Below are 20,692 nucleotides of genomic sequence, written 5' to 3'. Positions count from 1 at the left end.
GCTTTGGTCGGATCGCGATGGCGCCTTGAGGAGGCAACGTTAGCCGCGCTTCCCGCCAACCGAGACGTAGGCCATCAGGCAGGGCTCCGGCAACGGGTTGCGCCAGCGATGCCGGGTGCCGTTTTGCACGATGCAATCGCCCTGGCGCAAATGCACGATCTTTCCGTCGTCCAATTCCAGCGTCATCTCGCCGCGAACCACGACCCCGTAGTCGATGGTATCCGTCGTGTGCATGCCGGGCGCGCTGCGGTCGAAATGGTTGCCCATGCCGGGGACCTTGTCCGACAATTCTTGCAGCGCGCTCTCGAAGGTGACGCCCGGCGGCGGCTTGTAGCCTTCGGGACGCTTGGGCGGATACGAAATCAGACGAAACAGCGTGCCGCCCGGACCGGGAAAGTCTTTCGTTCCCTTGAGCATCGGGTCCGGCTCCAGACCGGTGAGAGCGGGTACGCCTTCGGTCATGTAGAGTTCATAGAACGTCAGTCCCGGATTGGAAACGATCTCCGCCACCTTGGAGGTGACGTCAAAGGACTTGAACACCGACTTGCCGGCTTCATCGCGGCCGGTCAGCGCGCGCCTCGGCGGTGGCAGCTCGCTCGCATCCTTGGCTTCGGCGGGTTGTGACATCGCAGAGAGGGCGCCGCCGCCGACCAGGGCTGAGAGCGCCTGCAGCAGTTGGCGTCGATCCCCGCCGTCAAATGGTTTGGAAGAAAGCTCCGCCTCATCACGGGAACTGTTTTTGCTCCGCGGCCACCAGCGCCAAGCGAACCGCCGAGAAAACTGCCGAGAGAACCTGCCCATCTGTGTCCTCCATTGTAACGTGCAATGCGCGCACTTCTTCAATCAAGAAATGAACGGCGCGCTTCCCACAACTGTAGCAAGGGCAGGAACAATGGCCACTCTACTTCCGGCTAGGTCGAGCCCGGAAGTCATGGGCCTGAAGTCATCGGTCTGAAGTCATGGGTGCAAGAAGGCTCTGTCGTCGTCACAGTTTGGGTATTGTGCGTCGCGCAATCCTACCCTTGGCGCAATGGCGTGTTCAGCCGATCGCCGACGACCTGGTAGAGGCGCGATGCGATCACGGCCCCGAGTGTCAATGCAATAAGCAGCGTTGCGCCGACCCACAGCATGCCTGCGACCAGTCCGATCAGGCTCCCCGGCGAGAACCGAAGCAGGGGCGTGACCGCGACGGCGAGCAATCGGATTGGAATGAACGGCAGGATCGTTACCGCAAGCACAAACCAGATGTGATTGCATGAATCGTTGTACGCATTTTGCCAGCCGGCCCCGGGTGCATCGACAGCCACTGCCGGAAAAAGCACGAGAAACTGCGTGACGATGACCCACATGACCATACGCGCAACCGTTACGATCGTGGAATCGACATCGGGGGGAGGCCGACCGAAGTAATAGACAGGGCCCTTCGCCTCCGCGAAAGTAGCCAGAGTGGATGGAAAACTAACCAGAACAATACCCACGGCAAGGCAGCCGAAAAACAACTGAAAACGTGGGCTGGACGGTTTGAAATCGTATCGCGTTGCCGCCTCGCCAAGGAGCAGAAACCGGTGGACCGCCAGGAAAAACGGCGTCAGCAGGAAACAAAGGCCAATCAGGATGGCCAGCCGCATCACCGCTTGTCCTGCCGGATCATACGTTAGCAGCCGCGGCCCAACCACCGCCGCAAAGCTCCCAAACGACAGGGCCAGAAAGGCGAACAGGGCTGGGCGCCAGGCTTTTTGCAGCACATGGCACAAATCCCAGTAAGCCCAAAAGAGCGCAGTCATGACGGAGGGGCGTGGGCGATCCATGGAGAACTCGTGCGACAATGGCCGACATCATTATCCGACCCGCCCCCTTAAGAAGACCCTTGCGCGCATCGTTAACGCACGATGACGCTTTGCAGATACAAGTGGTCGACGATGCGCAGGGGGCTGAGGATCGTAAGATCCCGATCAGTATCATTTGTATGGATTTTGCACTTCCGCGTCATATCCGGTCAGAGATTACGGCAATAGTGCACTCAATTCGTCGTCCATCGCGGCGGAAAGGCCGCGCGCGTAAAATCTAATTTGCTGAACGGATTCAATCTGATTTGGGTCGTCCAGTCGCCCCCACAAAAATAAATCGCTTCACGGTCGCCCCAAATCAGTGGCTATTTTCGCGCGTCCCGTCTCGACAAGAGGGGCGTATCGCGATCGTCACGAACGCGAGGCGGGATGTGGTGGACGCGGCAGCGTCGGCGCGGAAGGTGGATGCAGGGCGAGGCAACTCGTGAGCGTTCACGTCGCGCAGGACGTACGGCGCTGAAGCGTACGGCAAAACCGTGTGGTTCTGGCACCCGTGGCTGGTGTCAAGCTGCCGGTGGCGCATGCGATCCGACCGGATCGGTTGAGCCATCGAGCCGGCAGCGATGGAGGCAAAAGGAATTCGTCTCCAGGGAGAGCACGGCATAAGCCGTCAAACCATTGCGCAGGGAAAATAAAGAGTCGCATGAAGTTCTATGGAGCCCTGTGGACCCCGCAAGCCATTGATCAGCGGCGCAATATCCCCATAACGTGTCACGCGCCTTCATAGGCCTCTACAGACACAATCGCGACACTTCGCGGGAACGGGGACACGATTTCAGATGGCACGCCGGGTCAGTTTCGCCGCCCTCGAAAGCCGCAGTGCACGGCTTCGATTGAAAATTCGCCGCAGGCCCTACAGCGGTCCGTCGCTCGCGCGCGGCATCGCGCTGATGTACCGCCGCAACAAGACCAACGGCACGTGGGTACTGAAGGCCAGCAATGGCCACGGGGCGTACTGGACCAAGGCCTTCGCCCTGGCCGATGATTTCGAGGATGCCGACGCCAAGACTGTGCTGACGTTCTATCAGGCGCAGGATCAAGCAAAGAAACTGGCGCGCGGTGATGACGACCTTGACGGCGCGCCGATCAGCGTCGATGGCGCGCTCAAGGCCTACAGGCGCGATTTGGAAGCGCGTGGGGCCAATCCCTATAACGCCGAGTGGCCGCGCCTGCACCTCACCAGCGCGCTGCAGTCGAAGCCGGTGGCCTTGCTCACCGCCACCGAGCTCAAGAAATGGCGCGACGGTCTACTCGGCACGATGGCACCATCGACCATCAACCGGCTCTGTGGTTGCCTGCGCGCCGCGCTGGAACAGGCGGCGCAGCACGACAAGCGCATTCAGAACCGCGATGCTTGGGAAACCGGACTTGCTGGTCTGCCCAACGCGCAAGAAGTTCGCAACGTCATTCTCTCTGACGACAAGGTGCGCGAACTGATTGCCGCCGCCTATAATCTCGATCATCAGTTCGGACTCCTGACCGATACGCTGGCCGTCACTGGCGCACGCCCGAGCCAAGCCGTCCGCCTCCGCGTCGAGGATCTGCATAACCATCCGCTGCGACCGAAGCTGATGATGCCAAAGTCGGCCAAGGGGGGCGGGAGAAACCGCGCCGTGAAAAAGGCCGAGCGCTATTCGGTTCCTATCACCACGCAACTGGCCGCTAGGCTGAAAGCGGCTTCCAGAGGCGGTCCGGAAGGCGCGCCGCTGCTGCTGCAGAGCGACGGCAGCGCTTGGGATAAGAATCCGGGCCAGTACTATCATCGCCAAGTCGACAACGCTGTCACCGCCATCGGGCTCGATCCTGCCGAGGTGACGATGTACTGCCTGCGACATTCCAGCATCGTCCGCATGTTGCTGCGGAATGTACCGGTCAGGCTGGTCGCGTCGCTGCACAACACCGGCGTCGCGATGATCGAAAAACATTATTCGAGGCACATCACCGAGAACAGCGACGATATCTCGCGCCACGCACTGCTGCAGCATGAACCGGCGCTGGGCGAGAACGTCGTCGAAATGGCGCGGTGAGAAAATAGGCAGCTGCGACGACATAGCGCCTATGCACGTATTCCTAGAAACCTAGTTGCATCGATTTTTACTTTAGCCGGGTAAACTGCGCTCCACATGATGGAACGTGGAGAAACTCGATGGCCCGACGAGAAATTACCGGCAAGAAGTTGAGCGACGCCAATCCCCACGAGCCGCAGCCCGTGCCTACACTTGCGATGTCGATCCCGCAATTCTGCGCCGCACACAGCATCAGCGAGGGCTTCTATTACAAGCTGAAGAAGCAGCAGCTCAATCCGCGGGAGATGAAGGTCGGCACGCGCACGCTGATCACGTTTGAGGCTGCAGCCGATTGGCGTGCCAAGCGACAGCGGCCAGCGTAGCCGAATACAAGGCGCGGCCGCCGCCACCCGCCAAAACTGTTACCTCCCATTAAGCCTATTGGCGATGTGCGCCGCCCTCTTGGGCGCCCGCCATAATGCCAGGCGCATCGATGAGGCTATCCCTCGTTTCATCTGGTGCGGCTAGCCGTTAGCGCCTAAGATCACTGACCGACGCGGCTAGGGTAACTCCCGAAAGCTGACTTTCGCATCAGCCTGCCGCGTCGCATTCATGCGACAGGCTCTGGCGAAAGAGCAATGAAAGACATTCCTCCGGACGGGATCTACTACTACGACGCGCTGGTCATCGTGGCTCAAATGCTCAACCCTAATAGTTGGCAAATTCTTGAAGAACGATTGAACCCGACCTCGCCGTACTATGATGCATTTCCAGATCGGGCCACCAAGGAAACCGCCGCCCGGGAAATAGACCGCGCCTACCATAATGCCCTGCGGTTTGCGGATGAGTGGCTACTGGAAAGAATAGGTCGAGGCATCCTTGTTGCGCAGACACGCAACCCGGTCACCGGAGAGATAGTTAAATTGCATCGCCACGCTTCGATGGGTGATTTTTTCACGAGAACGACCGATCACATGCACGAGGCTCGTTCAATGCGGCCACCAATCTTTTTTGAGCGCGAAAACCTCGACAGCGCCGTGAAGGAAATTGCACCACCGACAACCGGGCACGTAAAAACCCCGGAGCAGACACGGCCAACAGAGCGAGAGTTGCTGGAGCCGAAGGCGTGGCTGGACCGGGCGCGCAAGGAATATCCGAAGCAGCGGAATGAGCGACCGACCGCCTACATCCGCCGCCTGCACGGCTTGATGCAGAAGGCCGACAACGTGACGAAGCCCTGGAAGGTCGAATCGACGGTCCGGGTTCGCTACTACGAGGCGCTCAAAACCGACCAGCAAACTGTACAAAAAAAGCGCAAGTCACCGCGTACGGTTTGAGTTGCTGCGGTTTTCTGCGTGTACATTTTTGTACAATTGTACATTTGATCCGTACATTTTTCCGCCGGCATCATCGGCGGCATGAAACCGAACTCCACCACCGCCACGCAGTCCCTCGCCGAGATGTCTCCGTCGGAGCGTCGGCGCAAAATCAATGTCCGAGAGGCGGCGGCCCTCAACGATTTATCTGAGGCGACTTTCCGGCGTCACTACGGACACCTCATTCGCAAGATCACGCCGCGCCGCGATGCCGTCGAGCTTTGCGATGCCATCGATCTCCCGCCGCCCCAGGCGAAGACCACCTAACCCGAAATCGACCCCGCAAGGGGCCGGCCTGTCGTCAATGTGCAACTGAAAGGAGGAATGAAAACCGCGGCGCCCTCTTCCCTGGACCGGAAAGGGGGCGTTAGCGGCAAGACCGGACGGAAACGAGGGACGTCTGAACAACCTCGTTATAGGGCCTGGCTCTAATCCCGTCCACACCCGCAGCAGCGGGGCAATCAGAAAGGAACATCAACCCAACAACACGTGCTCCATAGGGGGCGCGAACGGAAACGTGCGTCATGTTCTCTACCTATACCGCTCCGATCATTCACGCCGCCATCAAAGCCTTGGCCGTCGAATGCCTCCACGACGCCTATGGGGGCGCGGCATGACGAAGTTATGTTCCCATTGTCATCAGCCAATGCCGGAACTGCGCGCGGGCGTTCGGCTGTCACCGCTCAAGGCGCACATCTTCGACGTGGTCAAGCGCTCCGATTCGAACGGCATCACGATCGAGCATATCAACGCAATCTGCTTCGACGGTCGGGCAAGCGCCGTCAACGTTCGCAATCACATTCACCAGATCAACGACGCGCTGGCTGGGACCGACCGTGAAATTCGCGGCGGCGCACCGGGAATGGTTGGCTATTTCCACATCGTCAAGCGGCACTGGAGTGCCGCGCCATGATCAATGACGCGCCGCTACTGGCAGGGTTACGCATTCAGCTCGAACGGATGAAAGACGTTCCGTGTGGCGTGTGCGGCCAAATGGTCGTCGTGGTCGGGCAAGCCGCCGGGCCGCATGTCGCAAGCCTGCATTGCGCAACCTGCGACCGCCATCGCGGATGGCTGCCAAAAACGATCGCCGATTTTCTCTTGGAAACGATCAGCCGGTTCGGTTGGCCAACCGAAGCCATCACGATCCGCAATCCGGAATTCGCGCAAGCGAATGCGACCGCGCTTTGGGTGCACGCCCGGTCGCAATCTCAGCACCCTGAACTCGTCATGAAAAGGAACTGACCATGTCAAATGAATCTGACTTCGACGATCTATATGGGAACAAGTACTATTCTGTCCCCGACCTGCATGGCGAAACGCCGCACTTCCGGATCGGCAAGATCGTTCCGGCAGAGTTGAAGGAGAAGGACGGGAGCACTAAGCGCAGATACCTCCTCTACTTCGAAGGCGTCGAAAAGGCGCTCGTGTTGAACAAGACCAACGCGCAAAAACTGGCGGCCGCGTACGGCAAAGACTATTCCAAATGGATCGGAATGGAAGTTGAGCTCTACGCTGAAATGACCGGGCTTGGCAAAGAAGGCGTGCGGGTGCGTCCGCTGAAGCCGACTCCCGCTTCTGATCTGAATGACGCGATCAATTTCTAAAACCCGGCAGGGCCGTGCTGACAACACGGCCCTGCAGTTCTTACGAGAATTCTATGCAGCTTGCAGGCTGGCAGATTCTGGACGCCGCCACGACGCAGCGCAAGCGCCTGCTACTGGCTGGCTACTTGCCGATTCCAACTGAAGGCAAGAAACCGTCGATTGCCGGATGGCAGAATCTTGTCCCCGACGAAGGGGATATCGACAGTTGGTTTCATCAATATCCAACGGCCTTTAACACCGGCGTTCTGACGCGCATCACGCCAGCGGTGGACATTGACGTTTATGATCCCGACGTGGCGCAAGCGATTGAGATGATGTTGTGGGACCAGATAGGCACCCGCGGCATGGTCCGCTTCGGTCAGGCACCGAAACGTGCCGCGCTGTTTCGAACCGAAACCCCGTTCGGGAAGATTTCGACGCCGGTCTTCACCTCGCCGACGGGAAAGCGGCACCGCGTCGAGGTACTATGTAACGGCCAGCAAATTGTGGTGCTGGGTACTCATCCCGGCACTGCTAAGCCCTATTCCTGGCATGGCGCCGAACCCGGCGATGTGCCCCGTGCCGATCTGCCGGAACTCACCGGAGCGGTAGCGCGGGACTTGGTCGCCAAGGCCGCTGCGATCATGCGGGCGCAAGGTTGGATCGAGGACGTTGCACGCAAAGCGAATGGCGAGGGTGCATACCTTGGTGGTGGTAACGTCGACGAATTCGACTCGATCTATGGCAACCGCCAGCGTAAATATGCACTGGCTGCGTTGCAAGGTTGCACCGCCGAGCTGTCCGCCATGGCGCCGGACTCCGGCCGCAATGACAAGCTCAATGCCCTGGCGTTCCGGCTTGGCACCATGTGCGCGCGCGGTTGGATCAACCGAGACGAGGTTGAAAACCGGCTGTTTGCAGCGGCCGTCGCGTGCCGGCTGGTTGCCGACGACGGCGAAGCTGCCGCGCGTGCCACGTTGGTGTCCGGCCTGGGCGGCGGAGAACTGAAGCCCCACCCAGATCTCGCTGACGAGACAGCATCTGCTCCTTCCGGCAACCCGGCGCCGACCGTTGATCTCTTTTGGCATGGCGAACCCGACACCCGGCCACCCCATTCCTGGCTGGTCGAGAAACTGATCCCGGGAAAGGGAGTCGGTCTGATGTCCGGTCAATGGGGCGCTTGCAAAACGTTCGTTGCATTCGATCTCAGCGCATCGATTGCATCGGGCATGCCGTTCGCTGGCCGCGAGATTGTCCGTGCCGGTGGCGTGCTGTTTGTCGCTGCTGAAGCTGGCGACGAAGTCCGCACCCGGCTCAAAGGCGTCGAGCACAAGCTTCGCGCCGCTGCGTTTGTTGCATCAGCTGCGGGCAACCCGATTGAGGGCGACCTCAACCATCTGCCGCTGGTATGGATCGAGGAGCCGGTTCGGTTCAACACCAAGGCGGGATTTGAACAGCTGCTTACCATCGCGCGGACCGTTCACAATCAAATGCTTGAGAAATTCGGGGTACCGTTGGTTTGCATCATCATTGATACCATGATGGCCTCAGTCGATTTCCAGGATGCCAACAGCGCCGCCGAAACCCAGCAGGTCATGAACGGGCTGCGAAGTCTCAGCCAGAAGACTGGCGCGTTCGTGCTGGTCGTCGATCACTTCGGCAAAAATATCGAAGTTGGCACCAAGGGTTCTAGCAACAAGGAAGACGCCAGCGACCTGGTGTTGGCGATGCTGGCTGACCGTGACGTCGGCGGTAGCATCAGCAACACGAGAATGAAAGTCAGGAAATTGCGCAACGGCAAGTCCGGTGTCGAATTTCCGTTCAACCTAGTTGAGGTCGACCTTGGCGACGGCGAAACCACCTGCGCCATTGATTGGAAGCCGGAGCGCGACGACACCGGCAAGAACACCAGCGGAAAGGAGAGCTGGACCAAGACGTTGCGGATCTTCCGCAGCGCCATGGAAACTGTGGTCATTGAGCGCTGCCGGGACCTCTTCCCATACGGCAACGACGGACCGAAAGTCCACGCTGTAACCCTCGAGCAAGTGCGAACTGAGTTCGTCGCCAGCTATCCGGCCGATAATGAGGATCAGCGGGCCAGAGATGCCGTCAAGCGCAGTGCCTTCAACCGCGCCATGAAGGATGCACGGGAGCGGCTGTTGATATGCTCACGCGAGATCGAAGGTGTGGACTATCTTTGGTTGGTCGAGGAAGCTGAGCTTGACTGGCTGAAGCGGACCGGAGCCTGAGGTGCGAACGCGAATTTTTGTGAGAAAATTCGCAAAATTCGCATTCCACTGCGAACGAACGCACGTTTGTCCATACATTAGTACGTTCGTTCGCAGTGAGCGACGTTCCCAAGGTCTCACTGGCAAGTGATACAGGTCCCGCGTTCGATCCCGGCGGCAGGGTGGTTTGCCGGTTTTGGTCGGCACCGGCGACCCTGACGGGCAAAGCAAGGAGCAGACACTATGAGCGATGACAGGACTATCGAGATACGACTGTCGAACGCGCGGGCTACGAGCGTGGGCTCAATGTTTTCTTTGAAGAGAGAATTAACGAGTTGCTCGCTTCCTCGCCTGCTTTCGCAATGCCGTGGCATCCCTGGTCCGATAAACGAGTTCGCAAGCGCGGCCGTATCTGATAACGTCTGGGCCTAATGTTGGGAGCACCATGCCCCCTGTAAATACAGTCGCAAAACAAAGTAGCCGGTTCCAGAAAGGCCGGTCGGGCAATCCGCGCGGCAGGCCGCAGGGATCGCGAAATGCGGCCACGCTGGCCGTTGAAGCGATGCTTGATGGCGAGGCCGCGCGGCTGACGAGGAAGGCAATTGAGTTGGCGATGGCGGGCGACGTAACGGCTTTGAAATTGTGCTTAGACCGGCTATGCCCGCCGAGGCGGGACCGCCCCGTGAGCTTCGAGCTGCCGGCGATCCACACCCCAAGGGATGCCGCTGACCTGATGGCCGCCGTAATGCGAGCGGTGTCAAACGGGCATATCACTCCCAGCGAAGCGGCGGAACTCGGCAAGATGATCGACAGCTTTGTGCGGGCGTATCAAACTGCCGAACTGGATGAGCGGGTGGCGCGCGTGGAGCAGTTGAGCGATGCCGACTTAATGCGTATCGCAATGGGCGGACAGGTTGCGGAGGCAGTCACGCCCGTCTCCCGACTATTAACCGTGCGACCTCGCTAATACCTCTCAGCAAGTGGCTAATCGCGTCGCTGGTCATGCTGGAGCGAGGTCAAGGCGATGCGATTTAGCAGCCGGATCACCTGCGTGGCCTGCCACCGTCCACCACGCGGCGCCGCCACCTTCCGCTCATTAAGGACAGCTGAAATTCGTTTGGCCGAAAGGTTACGAAGTGGTTCGATGATGGATCGAAGATGCGTAGCGCGTTCTTCCGCCTCTGCTTTCCGAAGCTTGCCGATGTCAGGGTTGCCGAGCTGTTGACCGCGGGCCTTGGCAGCCTGCAGCGCGGCCTTCGTGCGGTCGGAGATATCTTGGCGCTCCTTCTCGGCGACCGCGAGCATGATGTGGAGCTGGAAGTTGTCAGCATGCGGCATGGCGGCGACCCGGAACGGGATCTTACCAGCCATCAGACCGGAGCCGAAGTGAACGTCGCGGGTGAGTCGGTCCAGCTTGGCAACGACGACGGTACCGTTGACGAGCTGTGCCAGCTCCAGCGCCGCGGCGAGCTGCGGGCGCTGCTCAAGCGCATCGGCGCCCTTGCCGGTCTCGATCTCGACGAAGCTATCGATCACGGTGAACCCTTCGGATGCTGCGAACGCGGCGATGGCGGCGGCCTGTGCTTCGAGGCCGAGGCCAGAGCGGCCCTGCTTCTGGGTGGAAACCCGGATGTAGGAAACGGCGGGTCGCATAGAATTATTTCCCTCCCAAGATTTACGAGTGATCGAGCGTTCATCTGTAAACAGCTTCGATTAGGGACTGCAATGTCCCGGCGAGAAACTGACGATTATCTTTTGTAGGGGCTTAGAATTCGCATACCCGCATCCTTTTCGCATGCCGGGGCGTCTACACACACCGGAGCCGCGCGACGATTGGGCCTGCACCCCCGGGGGAGGGAAAAACTCGCCGAAAGCATGCTTAGTTTTCCGATTGCGCCTCGACAAAGGCGAGCGCGCTTCGGCGGGGCAATCTGAATTTTTCACAAACCCTTTTTGAAAGTTGGCGAGAGAAGGCCGAAGGACGCCGTCGGTTTCGGCGATGACCCTTCCCGCTCGGAGCTATCTAGCTGACTCAGCGTGGGCCGCCTGTGCGTTAGTTTCGCTCAGGCTCCTGACGCGATCCAGCGCGTACCTGTGGGTGGATGGGGGGCCCGGGGGCGGTGATGCGGGACTGAAACGCGTCAGGTCCGATACGGGTCACTGCCCCAAGTTTTCGACACGCCCCCGACGTTTCCGAGGACCGCCCATCATGGAAGTCCCGAAATGCCGAAACTGCGGCGAGCAACACTGGAGCCGCTTCTGCCCTGTTACGGGGACCTCAACTGTTACGCCAACCATAACCGGAGTTACGAAGCGCGTAACCATCGAGCTTCCACCGACCTGTCCGCAGTGCGCGCTCTACGAGGCCGAGATCAAGCGCCTGAAGCTTGCGCTGGCGACCAAGCAAATCAAATGGGCGAGGTTGGTGCCTGCGGCTGAACGGATGAGCCAGATGCGGGCTCGTCGGAAAGAACGCGCGACCCCGCCGCGTCAGCAGACGGTCTACATCATCGCCTTCGTGCCCATCATGGCCTGCACGATCGCGTTCCTAGTCCTTTACTCCTCATCATAATCGTAAGGCTTTGGACCGTAGTAAGGCCTCGGACCGTAGTCCCTGTCGGAGGGCCTTGGCCCATAATCTCGATCGAAACGCCGGGGCCCGTAATCTCGATCTCGCCTTTCGTACTCGCGATACTCACCACGCGGAGGTGCTGTGTCGCCCTGAGCAACGACCGCGCGGCACCGATCGCTGAGTTGCGGAGTATTTGCCCGTAAGCAAGCCACGATCCTGTTCACATCGGGGATTTGCCCACCGCATAGCCTCCAGACGTCGGGTGTGCAGGCCTGCTGTTGTTGCCAGGTTCCGCGATACTCTTGCGAAATCGCGGCACTCGGCAGGGTGATGCCGCAACCAATCGCTATTGCCAGCCTCAGGAGCATTCGATGCCCTTTCTGTGAATTGAAACGTGCGTAGTATCCGCACCGCGTGCTTCGCCCCATTTCTCCAATAGATGTCATCAGGGAAGGTTCGCATCGGACAACGATTTGTGAACCGGGCTGATCTTGATCCGGCCATGCCGACTGTGGGGACGTGCGGCCGACGGTCGGCGCTGGTCACGAACATACCGGTCGCACCCACGAGCAGCAGCAGAGCTAAGGCGATGAGGCGAGGTAGATGCGATCCATTGAATTCAAGGAGGATCGCTTGCCATCGTTCCTCACGGGGTAACCATTTTAGACTGGGCCCGGCCAGCTGTGACGATGACTGGGGCCCGCGGCGCGCCGCGTGTGTTGGCGCCCGCGACGCTGTGGTCAACCCCGATGCGCAGCAAACGTTCCTAGCGCGGGTGGGGTAGGGCGCTTGCGTAGATGTGGGAGCTTTTCGGCCGCCGTGCTGGCACCTATCAACAAGCAAACTGGGGCATCTCACAAGTGCATTTATCAACCAGTTTTGTAGTGTCCTGGCGCGCCTTCGGGGAGGGAACGCATCGATGAGGGATAAGGCTCACCTAAAAAGTTTTCGCAATAGGCTGCGGAATGTGCTCTGATCCGAGATCTGGCGACCGTTCGGCAAAAGCGAACCTGTTCACCAAGCTCGCAGCGCATTTGCAAACGCTGGCCGCGTTGAACGGAAGGATCCGGTCCGACGAGATGACCCGGGGTTTATTTACCCACTGAAAGAAAACCCGGGCGTGCTTGGAAGCGGAAACGCTGTTCAACATCCAACAGCGACTGGCCCTGCTGTCGCGAGATATGGACAACCACAATGGTCACCGCGTCCTTCATCAGCCGGCTTTCACAGGCCGTTGATCAAATTGAAGCGCAGCGAAAACTGAACCGTCCGTGGAAGGTCGTGACGGTTCGTCGTGGTTATGGCGAGGATCCTAAGTCGCCATTCGTGTTCACCAGCGAGCGGGGGTCGCCGTTCACGACGGCCGGCTTTGCCCGCATGGTGGAGCGCGCTGCTGTCGAGGCCAAACTCGGCTTTCCGGCTCATCCTCATATGCTGCGCCACGCCTGTGGCTTCGCCCTGGCCAACAAGGGCCACGATACCCGGGCCTTGCAGGCTTACCTCGGCCACCGCAACATCCAGCACACGGTGCGGTATACCGAGCTGTCGCCGGGCAGGTTCAAGGACTTCTGGCGCTGACCAAATTCATATGGCTGAAAGCAAAACGTTTTTTATCCTGGACTGCACCACCGCTGTTAGGGCTTGCCCGTCGTTCACGTGGGAGGGGGCTGTTCGGGAGGCAGAAGATGGTGGACGGCGAAAGCCTCAGCTTCAGCGTGCCGTCGTAATTTTGGGCAGATAGCTGTCTCATCTGAAATCTGGATCAATGCTGCTTGCTGACCGCGGCTACGACGCTGATTGGATCAGGGAGCTTGCCATGAAGAAGGGCGTGTGGGCGAACATCCCGCCGAAAGCAATCGCAGCGATCCGATCTACCGCGGTCGAAACCAGGTGGAACGGTTCTTCAACAGGATCAAGCAATGCCGTCGGGTCGCGACGCTACGACAGGCTTGCGGGAAACTACCTTGCCTTCGTCCAACTCGCATCCATCCGCCTATGGCTGGCCGCGATTATCAGTCCGCGCCCTAGCACACAGCAATATGCAGCGGCCGCGACCTATCTTACCGGCCCGGGGCTTGGCAGGCGCTCGGGACGAAGATCGACCTTCGAATAGTCGATGTGCCGGATCTCTTCCTCCTCGATCCACATCAGCGTGACATCGAGCGGCAGTCCGGGACATTGATCGACGGTGGCGGAGCCCGCGGAAATTCTTCCAGTGGACTTGCCTAAGACACGGATCGTCACTTCGTCCATCCCAAACCATGTCGGCGGGCCATCCGTGTGACGTTTTGTATTTATTACCGCTTCAAAATTCCTGCCGTCGAGACGATACGAGCCGTCGTATTTGATGAAGGCATCGCCGCCAATTATCCGGCCATCCTTCACGCGAACGAGGGCGGTACCGGTACCGCCCGGCGTCCGAAACCAAACGCTGTAATCACCTTCTCGCAAAGCAGACCCCTTCGTTTCGGCGCCACGCTCGCAGAATATTCTGTGCAATCGTTCAAGGCGTTAGTTCGGATCACAAGTCCGTGGAGGCATGCTTAACGGTCGATTTCCGGCGGATTGTTCCAGCGTGCCGGTAGCGGAAGTTATCGAACATCTGGCCAAGACGAGAAGGCATGGAAGAGGTTTCGTTAACCGCGTGGTCCTAGCTTGAGGTATTGGGAGCTCGTGCGAGCGCCTGTGTTCCGTCGTGTGCGAAATCCTTCGGTGCTGGTGTGGAAGAACGACGAAAATCGCAACGCGAAACCATCCGCCAAGCGGCCTATGTCTCCCACATGGGGTTGAGCACCCGGTGCACGATGTCAATATCTCGCCAGAAGGTGCGGCCGTCGACGTCACTGACACCATGTCCATTCCGAGAACATTCAAGCTGATGACCGCAAATGACCGTGTCGTTCGCAACTGCCGGATAGTTTGGATGAACTTAAACACCTTGGGCCTGGAGTTTGACAACGTAGATGAGGCGCACCCGGTCGGACCGGCGGGTCGTTTAGGCCATTGCTTTTGAGACTGTGTAAGGGTGAGGGCAAAATTGACCTGCCTAGCCGATCCCGTTCCAATTAAGCTGATCGTTACGAGCGGATCGCGATGTCAAAGCCTTGAGCCCTCAGATCGAGGAGCGCGATCCGATCCGCGGCAGTAGCGTTGGCCGGCATTTCGACGCTATCTTTGTGATTAGGGATATTCGTGAGCGCAATTCGAAGCTGGGGAAGGTTTTCAATTTCGAAGTGATGCCCGGCTGATCTCCACTGGCTTTCCTAGCGAGATAAACTTCCAGGATCCACTTGTTCCCACTCATTGCGCTTCATCCCGATCGGCACTCACATCATCGCGGCTCGCGTCTCCGCATAATGCGCAGCCGGCCATCTATGCGATGGAAGGCGTCCATCTGGCGTACGCATCCGTTACTCCACGCTGACGCGCTCGGCTACAACGGCGAATTCAAGAAGCTCGTGGCAATCAATTCGTTCCTGCGGGAGGCCGAAGATCGCCCCTTGATTGCCCCGCGCCCGGCGGTATCAGAAGCCGCCTGGCTGCTCGTGATTGGAACCTTGACGATATCTCGCAACTTGCCCGTAGGAGAAAGGGACAGCTGACATGATTTTCAATTTATCTTGCAAACAACCTGTTGGCGGTGTTTCCAGGCCGACTGCGACCATGCTGGCGCTGCTCGTCATGTCCCTTCTTCCAGATCATCTGGCCGCGCAGGGACTACCGACCGAAATGGGCTCCCATTTCCCGGTCGCTTTATGGGTCGTAGGGGCTGGCGTTCTTGGTCTGGTGCTAGCCTACGGCATCACCCGCAACAGGAGACAAACCCGCGGCGAGAAGCAGGTTACTGAGGAGGCCACAAAGCGCCTCTACGTCGAGGAAGAGCGGAAACGAGCTAAATCAGGGGAGTGATCAGAGCATACACCCGAGCGTCAGCATTTGTTGCTGGAGAATATCAAGAGTTGGCCAACAAGGGCCACGATAGGCGGGCACCTCGGCCACAAGAACATCCAGCCCACGGTCAGATACACGGAATTGGGCCCGGATCGCTTCAAGGACTTTTGGCGGGACTGAGGGGCACCGCCCGATCACCTCACGTGTCCGGCCAGTGGCATGGCAGTTGTGCGCTTGACGCCTAGCAACCCGTCACAATCGGCTGCTAGCATGTCCGACATGGATCAGGCACCCAGGGGCAGAACGGGCAAGGGCCGCAAGGGCCACGAGTACGAGCACCCGGAGATAGTAGAGCTAGCCCGAACACTTTCACGCACTCTGGTCATGGGCCGACTACCGACATTGCGTCAGGTCGCAGAGGGGCTAGCTGCCGCCGGTTACGTGTCCGCCAATGGCACGCCGCTGACCGCAGCCGTCGTGTCCCGCTTGCTGTATCCATCCAGCTCCAAGCCTCTGAGCCATCATCAAGCCTGACGGCCCATCGCAGGCCCTCCCGACCACAACCACAGATTCACGGTAGTTAAAGGCATCGGGCATCTACACTCGACGTCCGTTGCGCCAGCAAAAACGTTTTTGCTTGTCGAATGGATGCCCGAGGCGGTCACGCGTCCTGGGCAGGAGGCAACGCTGCTTCGATATGATCGAACGCCGGCGCTGGCTCGCATCATTCAATGAAAAGCGAGCCTCCATTTTGGCCGGCAGCGCTGTGGAAAGATCCATTCGCGGGTATAACTCACAGCCAGAGCGCCGAGAACGGCTGCGGACTCTATGAAAAATGATTGAGTTTTTCAGCCATCCTAACCAAGTCGGCAACATTGCGAATGCCCAACTTCTCCATCATCCGGCCGCGATGAATTTTTATAGTTCTTTCGGCTGTGCCTAAGTCACCGGCGATCTGCTTGTTCATGCGTCCTGCAACAACTTGCGCCAGTACCTCTCGCTCCCGCGGGGTCAAGCTCGCGACTTTCTCTTGAATTGACTTTAACTCGGAGTGGTCCTTGCGCGACCGTGCATCTCTTTCCTCTGCACGGGAAACAGCTTCGAATAAGTGCTTGTCCTTCACGGGCTTGGTCAGAAAGTCGACGGCTCCGGACTTCATGGCGCGCACGCTCGTAGGGATGTCTCCTTTCCCGGTGACGAACACTATTGGGCGACGAGAGCCGACGGTAATGGCCAGTTCACGCTGAAGCGCCAGACCATCAAGGCCAGGCATCGATACATCCAAAATCGCACAGCCCGGCACCCCCGCATCGTGTTCTTGTAAGAACACCTGGGGAGAGTCGTACGCGCTGACAAGATAGCCCTTGGTGCGAAGTAACCGCGATAGAGCCTTAAGCACGCCGGGATCATCATCAACAATATAAACCGTGAACTTTTCAGTCATTTCGGTTTGAAGGAACAAACGTCAGGAAGCAGCCCTTGCGCGCTCGCGGCGTCATCCAGCTGCAGCAAGCCACAACACGCTTCTCCAAAGTCTAGCTAATAGCCCCCTCTAGCGGTCCTAAAAGTTTCGTGATCAGTCCAACAAGGAAATTCCATCGTTCGATCTGCCTAAGGCACTCGGAATATTCTGCGGCGCACAATAATACGGTGTCGTTAATAGGGTTAAGACAAACTCCGGGAGTTGACGGGGCCTTTTGCTGCTCCCTAGACAGGCCGTAACTCCATGAATTATCTTTGAATTGCATTTTCTGAACTGGATCGGATCTCGTGCGAGCTTACGATCGGGTTGATGGACCAAGCCTTGAGCGGTCGCTTTTGCCAATCATTGTATGGTTGGTGGTCTTGATTTCAGGCAATGAGTTGCGCGCAGACGAAGTTCCGCGACGCATTCTCATTCTTCATGCTTACAATTATACATTCCCCGCCAACGTGGCCATCTCCGACTCCCTTCGCACTGGTCTCGGACGATTCCCTCATGCAGTCGAAGTCGAAGCCGACTTTCTTGATCTGGCGCGACGACCGGATGAAGACCATGCCTTGAGGACTGCTGACTATCTACACAAGAAATATGCAAACGTACGTTTTGACGCAGTCGTGGTTATCGGCATTGCCGGAATGCCGTTCCTCCTCAAATATCGCGACATGATTGCACCGGGCGTACCCGTCGTGTGGTCCGATGTAACGCGGGCCACTTTCGATGCCATGAGTTTACCGGCCGATATCGTACCGGTAATTAACTACTACAGCCCCGAAAAGACGCTCGAGCTTGCTGAACGCCTTCAACCGAACGCACGAAGGCTTGTCGTAATTGGCGGGATCAGCAGCAATGACCGTAGATGGCAGGAGAATGGGCGCAGAGCAATCAAGGCTTACAACAGTTCGAAGCTAGTAGCAGAGTTCTGGTTCGATCGTACATACGGCAGGCTGCTAGAAGATGTGTCCAAGTTGCAGCGCGATACAGTCGTTCTGTTTCTAACGTTCTTCGAGGATAACGAGAACAAGCGCCTTATACCGAGAGATGTTGCCTCAGCCATCGCGAAGGCGTCTACCGCTCCGGTCTATGGTTTTTTCGAAACATACCTCGGCACCGGCGTTGTGGGAGGATATCTGGAGACCTATCAATCTATCGGCACGAATACCGCCAATCTGGTACTGGCGATTCTTTCAGGCGCAGATGCTACCAAGCTGCTCCCGCCAGACAATTCGAAACCCGCTTTTCGTGTTGATGCGCGTGCGATGGAGCGATGGGGGCTCGATAAAAAAGCGCTTCCACCGAACAGCACTCTCTTGTTCCACGAGCCAAGCCTTTGGGAGCGGCATCACTACCTTATCTCTGCGACAGGCGCGGTGCTTGCTATCCAGTCGTCAGTCGTTGCCGGTTTGATGTTCCAAAGGCGTCGGCGCCAGAAAGCGGAGGAATTACTCAAGGAAAGCGAAGACCGCATGACTTTCGCAGCGGCGTCCGCCAGCATTGGGTTGTGGCAGTTCGATCGGGAGACTAATCAGCTATGGGCTACTGAACATTGCCGAGCGATACTTGACGTGCCGTCAGATAGTGCCCTCACATACCGAACATTCCTCGCGGCCGTCCATCCTGACGATCGCTCGATCGCGATCGCGGCACTTAGAGGCACGTTGAGGGATGGCAGGTCCGCTGCGGCTGACGTTCGCATTGCAGCCCCACACGACAAGTTACGGTGGATACGCATTCATGCGCGTGCTGATATCGACCGAGAAAGTGCGCCAAACCGGATCAGCGGAATGTTCGCCGATATAACAGACCAGAAAAATGCCGAATTGGATCTCGAACTTAAGCATCAAGAGGTGGCGCATTTGATGCGGGTTAACACGTTGGGAGAGCTCTCAGGCGCGATCGCGCACGAGGTCAATCAGCCACTTACTGCAATTCTCTCGAACGCGCAGGCAGCTTTGTATCTGTTGGCTCCAGAATCACCAAATTACACCGAAATTCAGGAGGCACTGCAGGATATCGTGCACGAGGATAATCGGGCTGGCGACGTCATTCAGCGCCTCCGCGGATTACTCAAGAAGGGCGAGAGCAATTTTGTATATGTAGATCTCAACAAACTCGTCGATTCGACAATAACGCTGCTGCGCCATCAGTTGATTGAGCGACAGGTTGCCATTGAAACTGATCTAGCGAGTAATCTGCCGGCGGTTATCGGCGACCCGGTGCAGTTACAGCAGGTTCTGCTCAACCTTTTTATGAATGCGATGGATGCGATGACCACCACCGCGGATGCCTCGCGCCGAATCGATATCAGCACTCGAGTGACTGAAACTGGAGTTATAAAGATCCGTTTGAAGGACAATGGGTCCGGGATCAAGATGGTAGACACAACGCGTGTCTTCGCGCCATTTTATACAACTAAGGACCATGGTCTTGGTCTCGGTCTATCTATTTGTTCTACTATTGTTGAAAAGCACGGGGGCCGGATAGAACTTCGAAACGTTGACTCTGGTAGTGGCGCTGTCGCGGAAATTTTACTGCCGACCCAACCAGCTTCAATCGCGGCTCAATGATCGGCATCAGGGCGTCTCTTTTTAGCCCTCGTCCCCCTAGAACCGCCACATGGTCAGTTAAAAATGTAGTTAGGCATCGGGTCGATTCAGCGTCTGACCTTGGAATACGGTAGCGTCGCCAGTTCAGATGGAGCGGGCGCCACAGCCTGCCGTTTATCGCGACCATAAATTCATTTGCAAGCAAGTCAAAAGGCTTACGTAGCTTGGTGTCCCACCAATGCTCTCCAGAGGAACGCATTGCGCCCTGCTGGAAGACGAGAATTTGGACCATTGGCTCATCAATTGTCGCTTGGCCCGGTTTTCATCATTTACGCAATTCTTAACAGATTGATCGACGGAAAGGCCGGCCGTTGCAGCCACGTCAAGTTTGCAGCTTTTGGTAATGTCAAATGTAGGTATCCTATCGGCAACTGCGACGACGAGATGAGTTCCTACGACAACCATTGAAATCGAAATCGGCATGGTCTTCCTTTCTGCTCTGCTCAAACGCTATGAATTGCAAATTTCCTGACCGAACGGCGGCGCGAATGTGAACGTTCTATCTGCGAGTTGAGTGAGCACTAGCCACCATCGGGGGGATGGCCAATCGCTCTATGGATCGCGGTGAACAATGCTTCAGCCTGCAACGGCTTCCGAAGCCTGGCTACAAGGGCATCTTTCGCGAGCTGTGAGTATATCGCCGTATCCCCATGTGCTGTGATGAGGATCGTCGGGATAGCGAAATCCCTCATCATAATATGCTGGTGAAGCTCCATTCCGTTCATCTCAGGCATTTGGAAATCGACGATCAGACAATCGGGAAGCTCGTCTGATAGGGTCGCGAGAAATTCCGGTCCCGATCCATAGGTCCTCACCTGAAAAGCACGCGAACGCAGTAACCGGCTCAATGCTCGAAGCACGGCGGGATCGTCGTCAACGATGGCAATCCATGGGGAAGTTTCCGCCATGATTTCTTTGCCCTCTGCCGCGACTCCGGTCGTGTTGACCTTGGGCCAACGGGATTGGATTCCCAGCTTCTAAAGCCCCGCCATGCTCAGCCGCGTCCTCCTGCTTTTGGACCATCTGAATCCGCCGCATTCTAGTGATGATAGCAAAGCGTACCGGGGGCTCGATATAGCACCAGGGTCCTATATCCCTTT

The 20,692-nt window shown here is 57.9% G+C and carries 19 protein-coding genes and 2 pseudogenes; 15 read left to right on the top strand and 6 right to left on the bottom strand.

From position 1 onward, the window contains the following. Positions 1-39 precede the first annotated feature (39 nt). Together ACPPVP_RS30465 and ACPPVP_RS30460 are read right to left on the bottom strand one after the other, a co-directional pair. Complete coding sequence (locus tag ACPPVP_RS30465) at positions 40-627, bottom strand: cupin domain-containing protein (protein ID WP_426527264.1); 588 nt, start codon at positions 625-627, stop codon at positions 40-42. Between the two features lie 389 nt (positions 628-1,016). Next, positions 1,017-1,808, bottom strand: a complete 792-nt coding sequence (locus tag ACPPVP_RS30460; protein WP_426527262.1) for a hypothetical protein — start codon at positions 1,806-1,808, stop codon at positions 1,017-1,019. Positions 1,809-2,626: 818 nt separating this feature from the next. Between ACPPVP_RS30460 and ACPPVP_RS30455 the strand changes: the two genes are divergently transcribed. The 10 genes and pseudogenes from ACPPVP_RS30455 to ACPPVP_RS30410 all read left to right on the top strand — a co-directional run bounded on the left by ACPPVP_RS30455 (position 2,627) and on the right by ACPPVP_RS30410 (position 10,010). Then, a complete protein-coding gene (locus ACPPVP_RS30455; RefSeq protein ID WP_426527260.1) occupies positions 2,627-3,874 on the top strand; it encodes a tyrosine-type recombinase/integrase in 1,248 nt (415 codons plus the stop codon). Between the two features lie 119 nt (positions 3,875-3,993). Next, positions 3,994-4,236 (top strand): hypothetical protein, encoded by a 243-nt coding sequence (locus ACPPVP_RS30450; protein ID WP_426527258.1) that lies wholly within the window; start codon positions 3,994-3,996, stop codon positions 4,234-4,236. 255 nt (positions 4,237-4,491) lie between these two features. Then, positions 4,492-5,190 carry a hypothetical protein gene (locus ACPPVP_RS30445; protein ID WP_426527256.1) on the top strand — a complete coding sequence of 233 codons (699 nt, stop codon included), beginning with the start codon at positions 4,492-4,494 and terminating at the stop codon, positions 5,188-5,190. A gap of 81 nt (positions 5,191-5,271) precedes the next feature. Next, complete coding sequence (locus ACPPVP_RS30440) at positions 5,272-5,496, top strand: hypothetical protein (protein ID WP_426527254.1); 225 nt, start codon at positions 5,272-5,274, stop codon at positions 5,494-5,496. Positions 5,497-5,842: 346 nt separating this feature from the next. Beyond that, positions 5,843-6,142: a hypothetical protein gene (locus tag ACPPVP_RS30435; RefSeq protein ID WP_426527252.1), complete on the top strand. Its 300-nt coding sequence runs from the start codon at positions 5,843-5,845 to the stop codon at positions 6,140-6,142. Continuing rightward, complete coding sequence (locus ACPPVP_RS30430) at positions 6,139-6,474, top strand: hypothetical protein (protein ID WP_426527250.1); 336 nt, start codon at positions 6,139-6,141, stop codon at positions 6,472-6,474. The genes ACPPVP_RS30435 and ACPPVP_RS30430 overlap by 4 nt, the downstream gene beginning before the upstream one ends. Positions 6,475-6,476: 2 nt before the next feature. Further along, positions 6,477-6,836 (top strand): hypothetical protein, encoded by a 360-nt coding sequence (locus ACPPVP_RS30425; RefSeq protein WP_426527248.1) that lies wholly within the window; start codon positions 6,477-6,479, stop codon positions 6,834-6,836. A 53-nt stretch (positions 6,837-6,889) separates the two neighbouring features. Continuing rightward, positions 6,890-9,064, top strand: coding sequence for an AAA family ATPase (locus tag ACPPVP_RS30420; RefSeq protein WP_426527246.1), 2,175 nt, complete (start codon positions 6,890-6,892; stop codon positions 9,062-9,064). Positions 9,065-9,488: 424 nt separating this feature from the next. Beyond that, positions 9,489-9,650, top strand: a pseudogene (locus tag ACPPVP_RS30415) (DUF5681 domain-containing protein); the annotation flags it as partial. Between the two features lie 75 nt (positions 9,651-9,725). After that, positions 9,726-10,010, top strand: a complete 285-nt coding sequence (locus tag ACPPVP_RS30410; RefSeq protein WP_426538435.1) for a hypothetical protein — start codon at positions 9,726-9,728, stop codon at positions 10,008-10,010. A gap of 17 nt (positions 10,011-10,027) precedes the next feature. Here the strand turns inward: ACPPVP_RS30410 and ACPPVP_RS30405 are convergent, their stop codons facing one another. Then, positions 10,028-10,696 carry a recombinase family protein gene (locus ACPPVP_RS30405; RefSeq protein WP_426527244.1) on the bottom strand — a complete coding sequence of 223 codons (669 nt, stop codon included), beginning with the start codon at positions 10,694-10,696 and terminating at the stop codon, positions 10,028-10,030. A gap of 556 nt (positions 10,697-11,252) precedes the next feature. Between ACPPVP_RS30405 and ACPPVP_RS30400 the strand changes: the two genes are divergently transcribed. From ACPPVP_RS30400 to ACPPVP_RS30390, 3 genes and pseudogenes are all read left to right on the top strand, one after another. Continuing rightward, positions 11,253-11,615: a hypothetical protein gene (locus tag ACPPVP_RS30400; protein WP_426527242.1), complete on the top strand. Its 363-nt coding sequence runs from the start codon at positions 11,253-11,255 to the stop codon at positions 11,613-11,615. 1,194 nt (positions 11,616-12,809) lie between these two features. Next, positions 12,810-13,193: a tyrosine-type recombinase/integrase gene (locus ACPPVP_RS30395; RefSeq protein ID WP_426527240.1), complete on the top strand. Its 384-nt coding sequence runs from the start codon at positions 12,810-12,812 to the stop codon at positions 13,191-13,193. Positions 13,194-13,356: 163 nt separating this feature from the next. After that, positions 13,357-13,643 (top strand): annotated as a pseudogene (locus tag ACPPVP_RS30390) (transposase); the annotation flags it as partial. A gap of 27 nt (positions 13,644-13,670) precedes the next feature. Here the strand turns inward: ACPPVP_RS30390 and ACPPVP_RS30385 are convergent. Further along, positions 13,671-14,114, bottom strand: coding sequence for a hypothetical protein (locus ACPPVP_RS30385; protein ID WP_426527238.1), 444 nt, complete (start codon positions 14,112-14,114; stop codon positions 13,671-13,673). Positions 14,115-15,218: 1,104 nt separating this feature from the next. On the opposite strand from ACPPVP_RS30385, the gene ACPPVP_RS30380 reads away from it, so the two are divergent. After that, complete coding sequence (locus tag ACPPVP_RS30380) at positions 15,219-15,524, top strand: hypothetical protein (RefSeq protein ID WP_426527236.1); 306 nt, start codon at positions 15,219-15,221, stop codon at positions 15,522-15,524. Between the two features lie 808 nt (positions 15,525-16,332). Here ACPPVP_RS30380 and ACPPVP_RS30375 read toward each other — a convergent pair. Further along, the gene (locus ACPPVP_RS30375) at positions 16,333-16,950 is read right to left on the bottom strand and encodes a response regulator transcription factor (RefSeq protein WP_426527234.1); all 618 of its coding nucleotides are present in this window, start codon (positions 16,948-16,950) and stop codon (positions 16,333-16,335) included. A gap of 326 nt (positions 16,951-17,276) precedes the next feature. On the opposite strand from ACPPVP_RS30375, the gene ACPPVP_RS30370 reads away from it, so the two are divergent. Next, positions 17,277-19,553, top strand: a complete 2,277-nt coding sequence (locus ACPPVP_RS30370) for a sensor histidine kinase (protein WP_426527232.1) — start codon at positions 17,277-17,279, stop codon at positions 19,551-19,553. 560 nt (positions 19,554-20,113) lie between these two features. Here the strand turns inward: ACPPVP_RS30370 and ACPPVP_RS30365 are convergent. Beyond that, positions 20,114-20,500, bottom strand: a complete 387-nt coding sequence (locus tag ACPPVP_RS30365; RefSeq protein ID WP_426527230.1) for a response regulator transcription factor — start codon at positions 20,498-20,500, stop codon at positions 20,114-20,116. Positions 20,501-20,692 lie beyond the last annotated feature (192 nt).

Origin of the sequence: Bradyrhizobium sp. McL0615 (assembly GCF_049993905.1) — a bacterium.
In the GTDB taxonomy this organism is placed as follows: domain Bacteria; phylum Pseudomonadota; class Alphaproteobacteria; order Rhizobiales; family Xanthobacteraceae; genus Bradyrhizobium.
Note: the sequence above shows the minus strand (reverse complement) of the source record. Positions and strands in the feature narration are given on the sequence as shown.

Excerpts from the sequence above, each read along its gene's own strand:
- ACPPVP_RS30465 (WP_426527264.1), bottom strand. The coding sequence starts at position 627 with ATGTCACAACCCGCCGAAGCCAAGGATGCGAGCGAGCTGCCACCGCCG.
- ACPPVP_RS30460 (WP_426527262.1), bottom strand. The coding sequence starts at position 1,808 with ATGGATCGCCCACGCCCCTCCGTCATGACTGCGCTCTTTTGGGCTTAC.
- ACPPVP_RS30455 (WP_426527260.1), top strand. The coding sequence starts at position 2,627 with ATGGCACGCCGGGTCAGTTTCGCCGCCCTCGAAAGCCGCAGTGCACGG.
- ACPPVP_RS30450 (WP_426527258.1), top strand. The coding sequence starts at position 3,994 with ATGGCCCGACGAGAAATTACCGGCAAGAAGTTGAGCGACGCCAATCCC.
- ACPPVP_RS30445 (WP_426527256.1), top strand. The coding sequence starts at position 4,492 with ATGAAAGACATTCCTCCGGACGGGATCTACTACTACGACGCGCTGGTC.
- ACPPVP_RS30440 (WP_426527254.1), top strand. The coding sequence starts at position 5,272 with ATGAAACCGAACTCCACCACCGCCACGCAGTCCCTCGCCGAGATGTCT.
- ACPPVP_RS30435 (WP_426527252.1), top strand. The coding sequence starts at position 5,843 with ATGACGAAGTTATGTTCCCATTGTCATCAGCCAATGCCGGAACTGCGC.
- ACPPVP_RS30430 (WP_426527250.1), top strand. The coding sequence starts at position 6,139 with ATGATCAATGACGCGCCGCTACTGGCAGGGTTACGCATTCAGCTCGAA.
- ACPPVP_RS30425 (WP_426527248.1), top strand. The coding sequence starts at position 6,477 with ATGTCAAATGAATCTGACTTCGACGATCTATATGGGAACAAGTACTAT.
- ACPPVP_RS30420 (WP_426527246.1), top strand. The coding sequence starts at position 6,890 with ATGCAGCTTGCAGGCTGGCAGATTCTGGACGCCGCCACGACGCAGCGC.
- ACPPVP_RS30405 (WP_426527244.1), bottom strand. The coding sequence starts at position 10,696 with ATGCGACCCGCCGTTTCCTACATCCGGGTTTCCACCCAGAAGCAGGGC.
- ACPPVP_RS30400 (WP_426527242.1), top strand. The coding sequence starts at position 11,253 with ATGGAAGTCCCGAAATGCCGAAACTGCGGCGAGCAACACTGGAGCCGC.
- ACPPVP_RS30395 (WP_426527240.1), top strand. The coding sequence starts at position 12,810 with ATGGTCACCGCGTCCTTCATCAGCCGGCTTTCACAGGCCGTTGATCAA.
- ACPPVP_RS30380 (WP_426527236.1), top strand. The coding sequence starts at position 15,219 with ATGATTTTCAATTTATCTTGCAAACAACCTGTTGGCGGTGTTTCCAGG.
- ACPPVP_RS30375 (WP_426527234.1), bottom strand. The coding sequence starts at position 16,950 with ATGACTGAAAAGTTCACGGTTTATATTGTTGATGATGATCCCGGCGTG.
- ACPPVP_RS30365 (WP_426527230.1), bottom strand. The coding sequence starts at position 20,500 with ATGGCGGAAACTTCCCCATGGATTGCCATCGTTGACGACGATCCCGCC.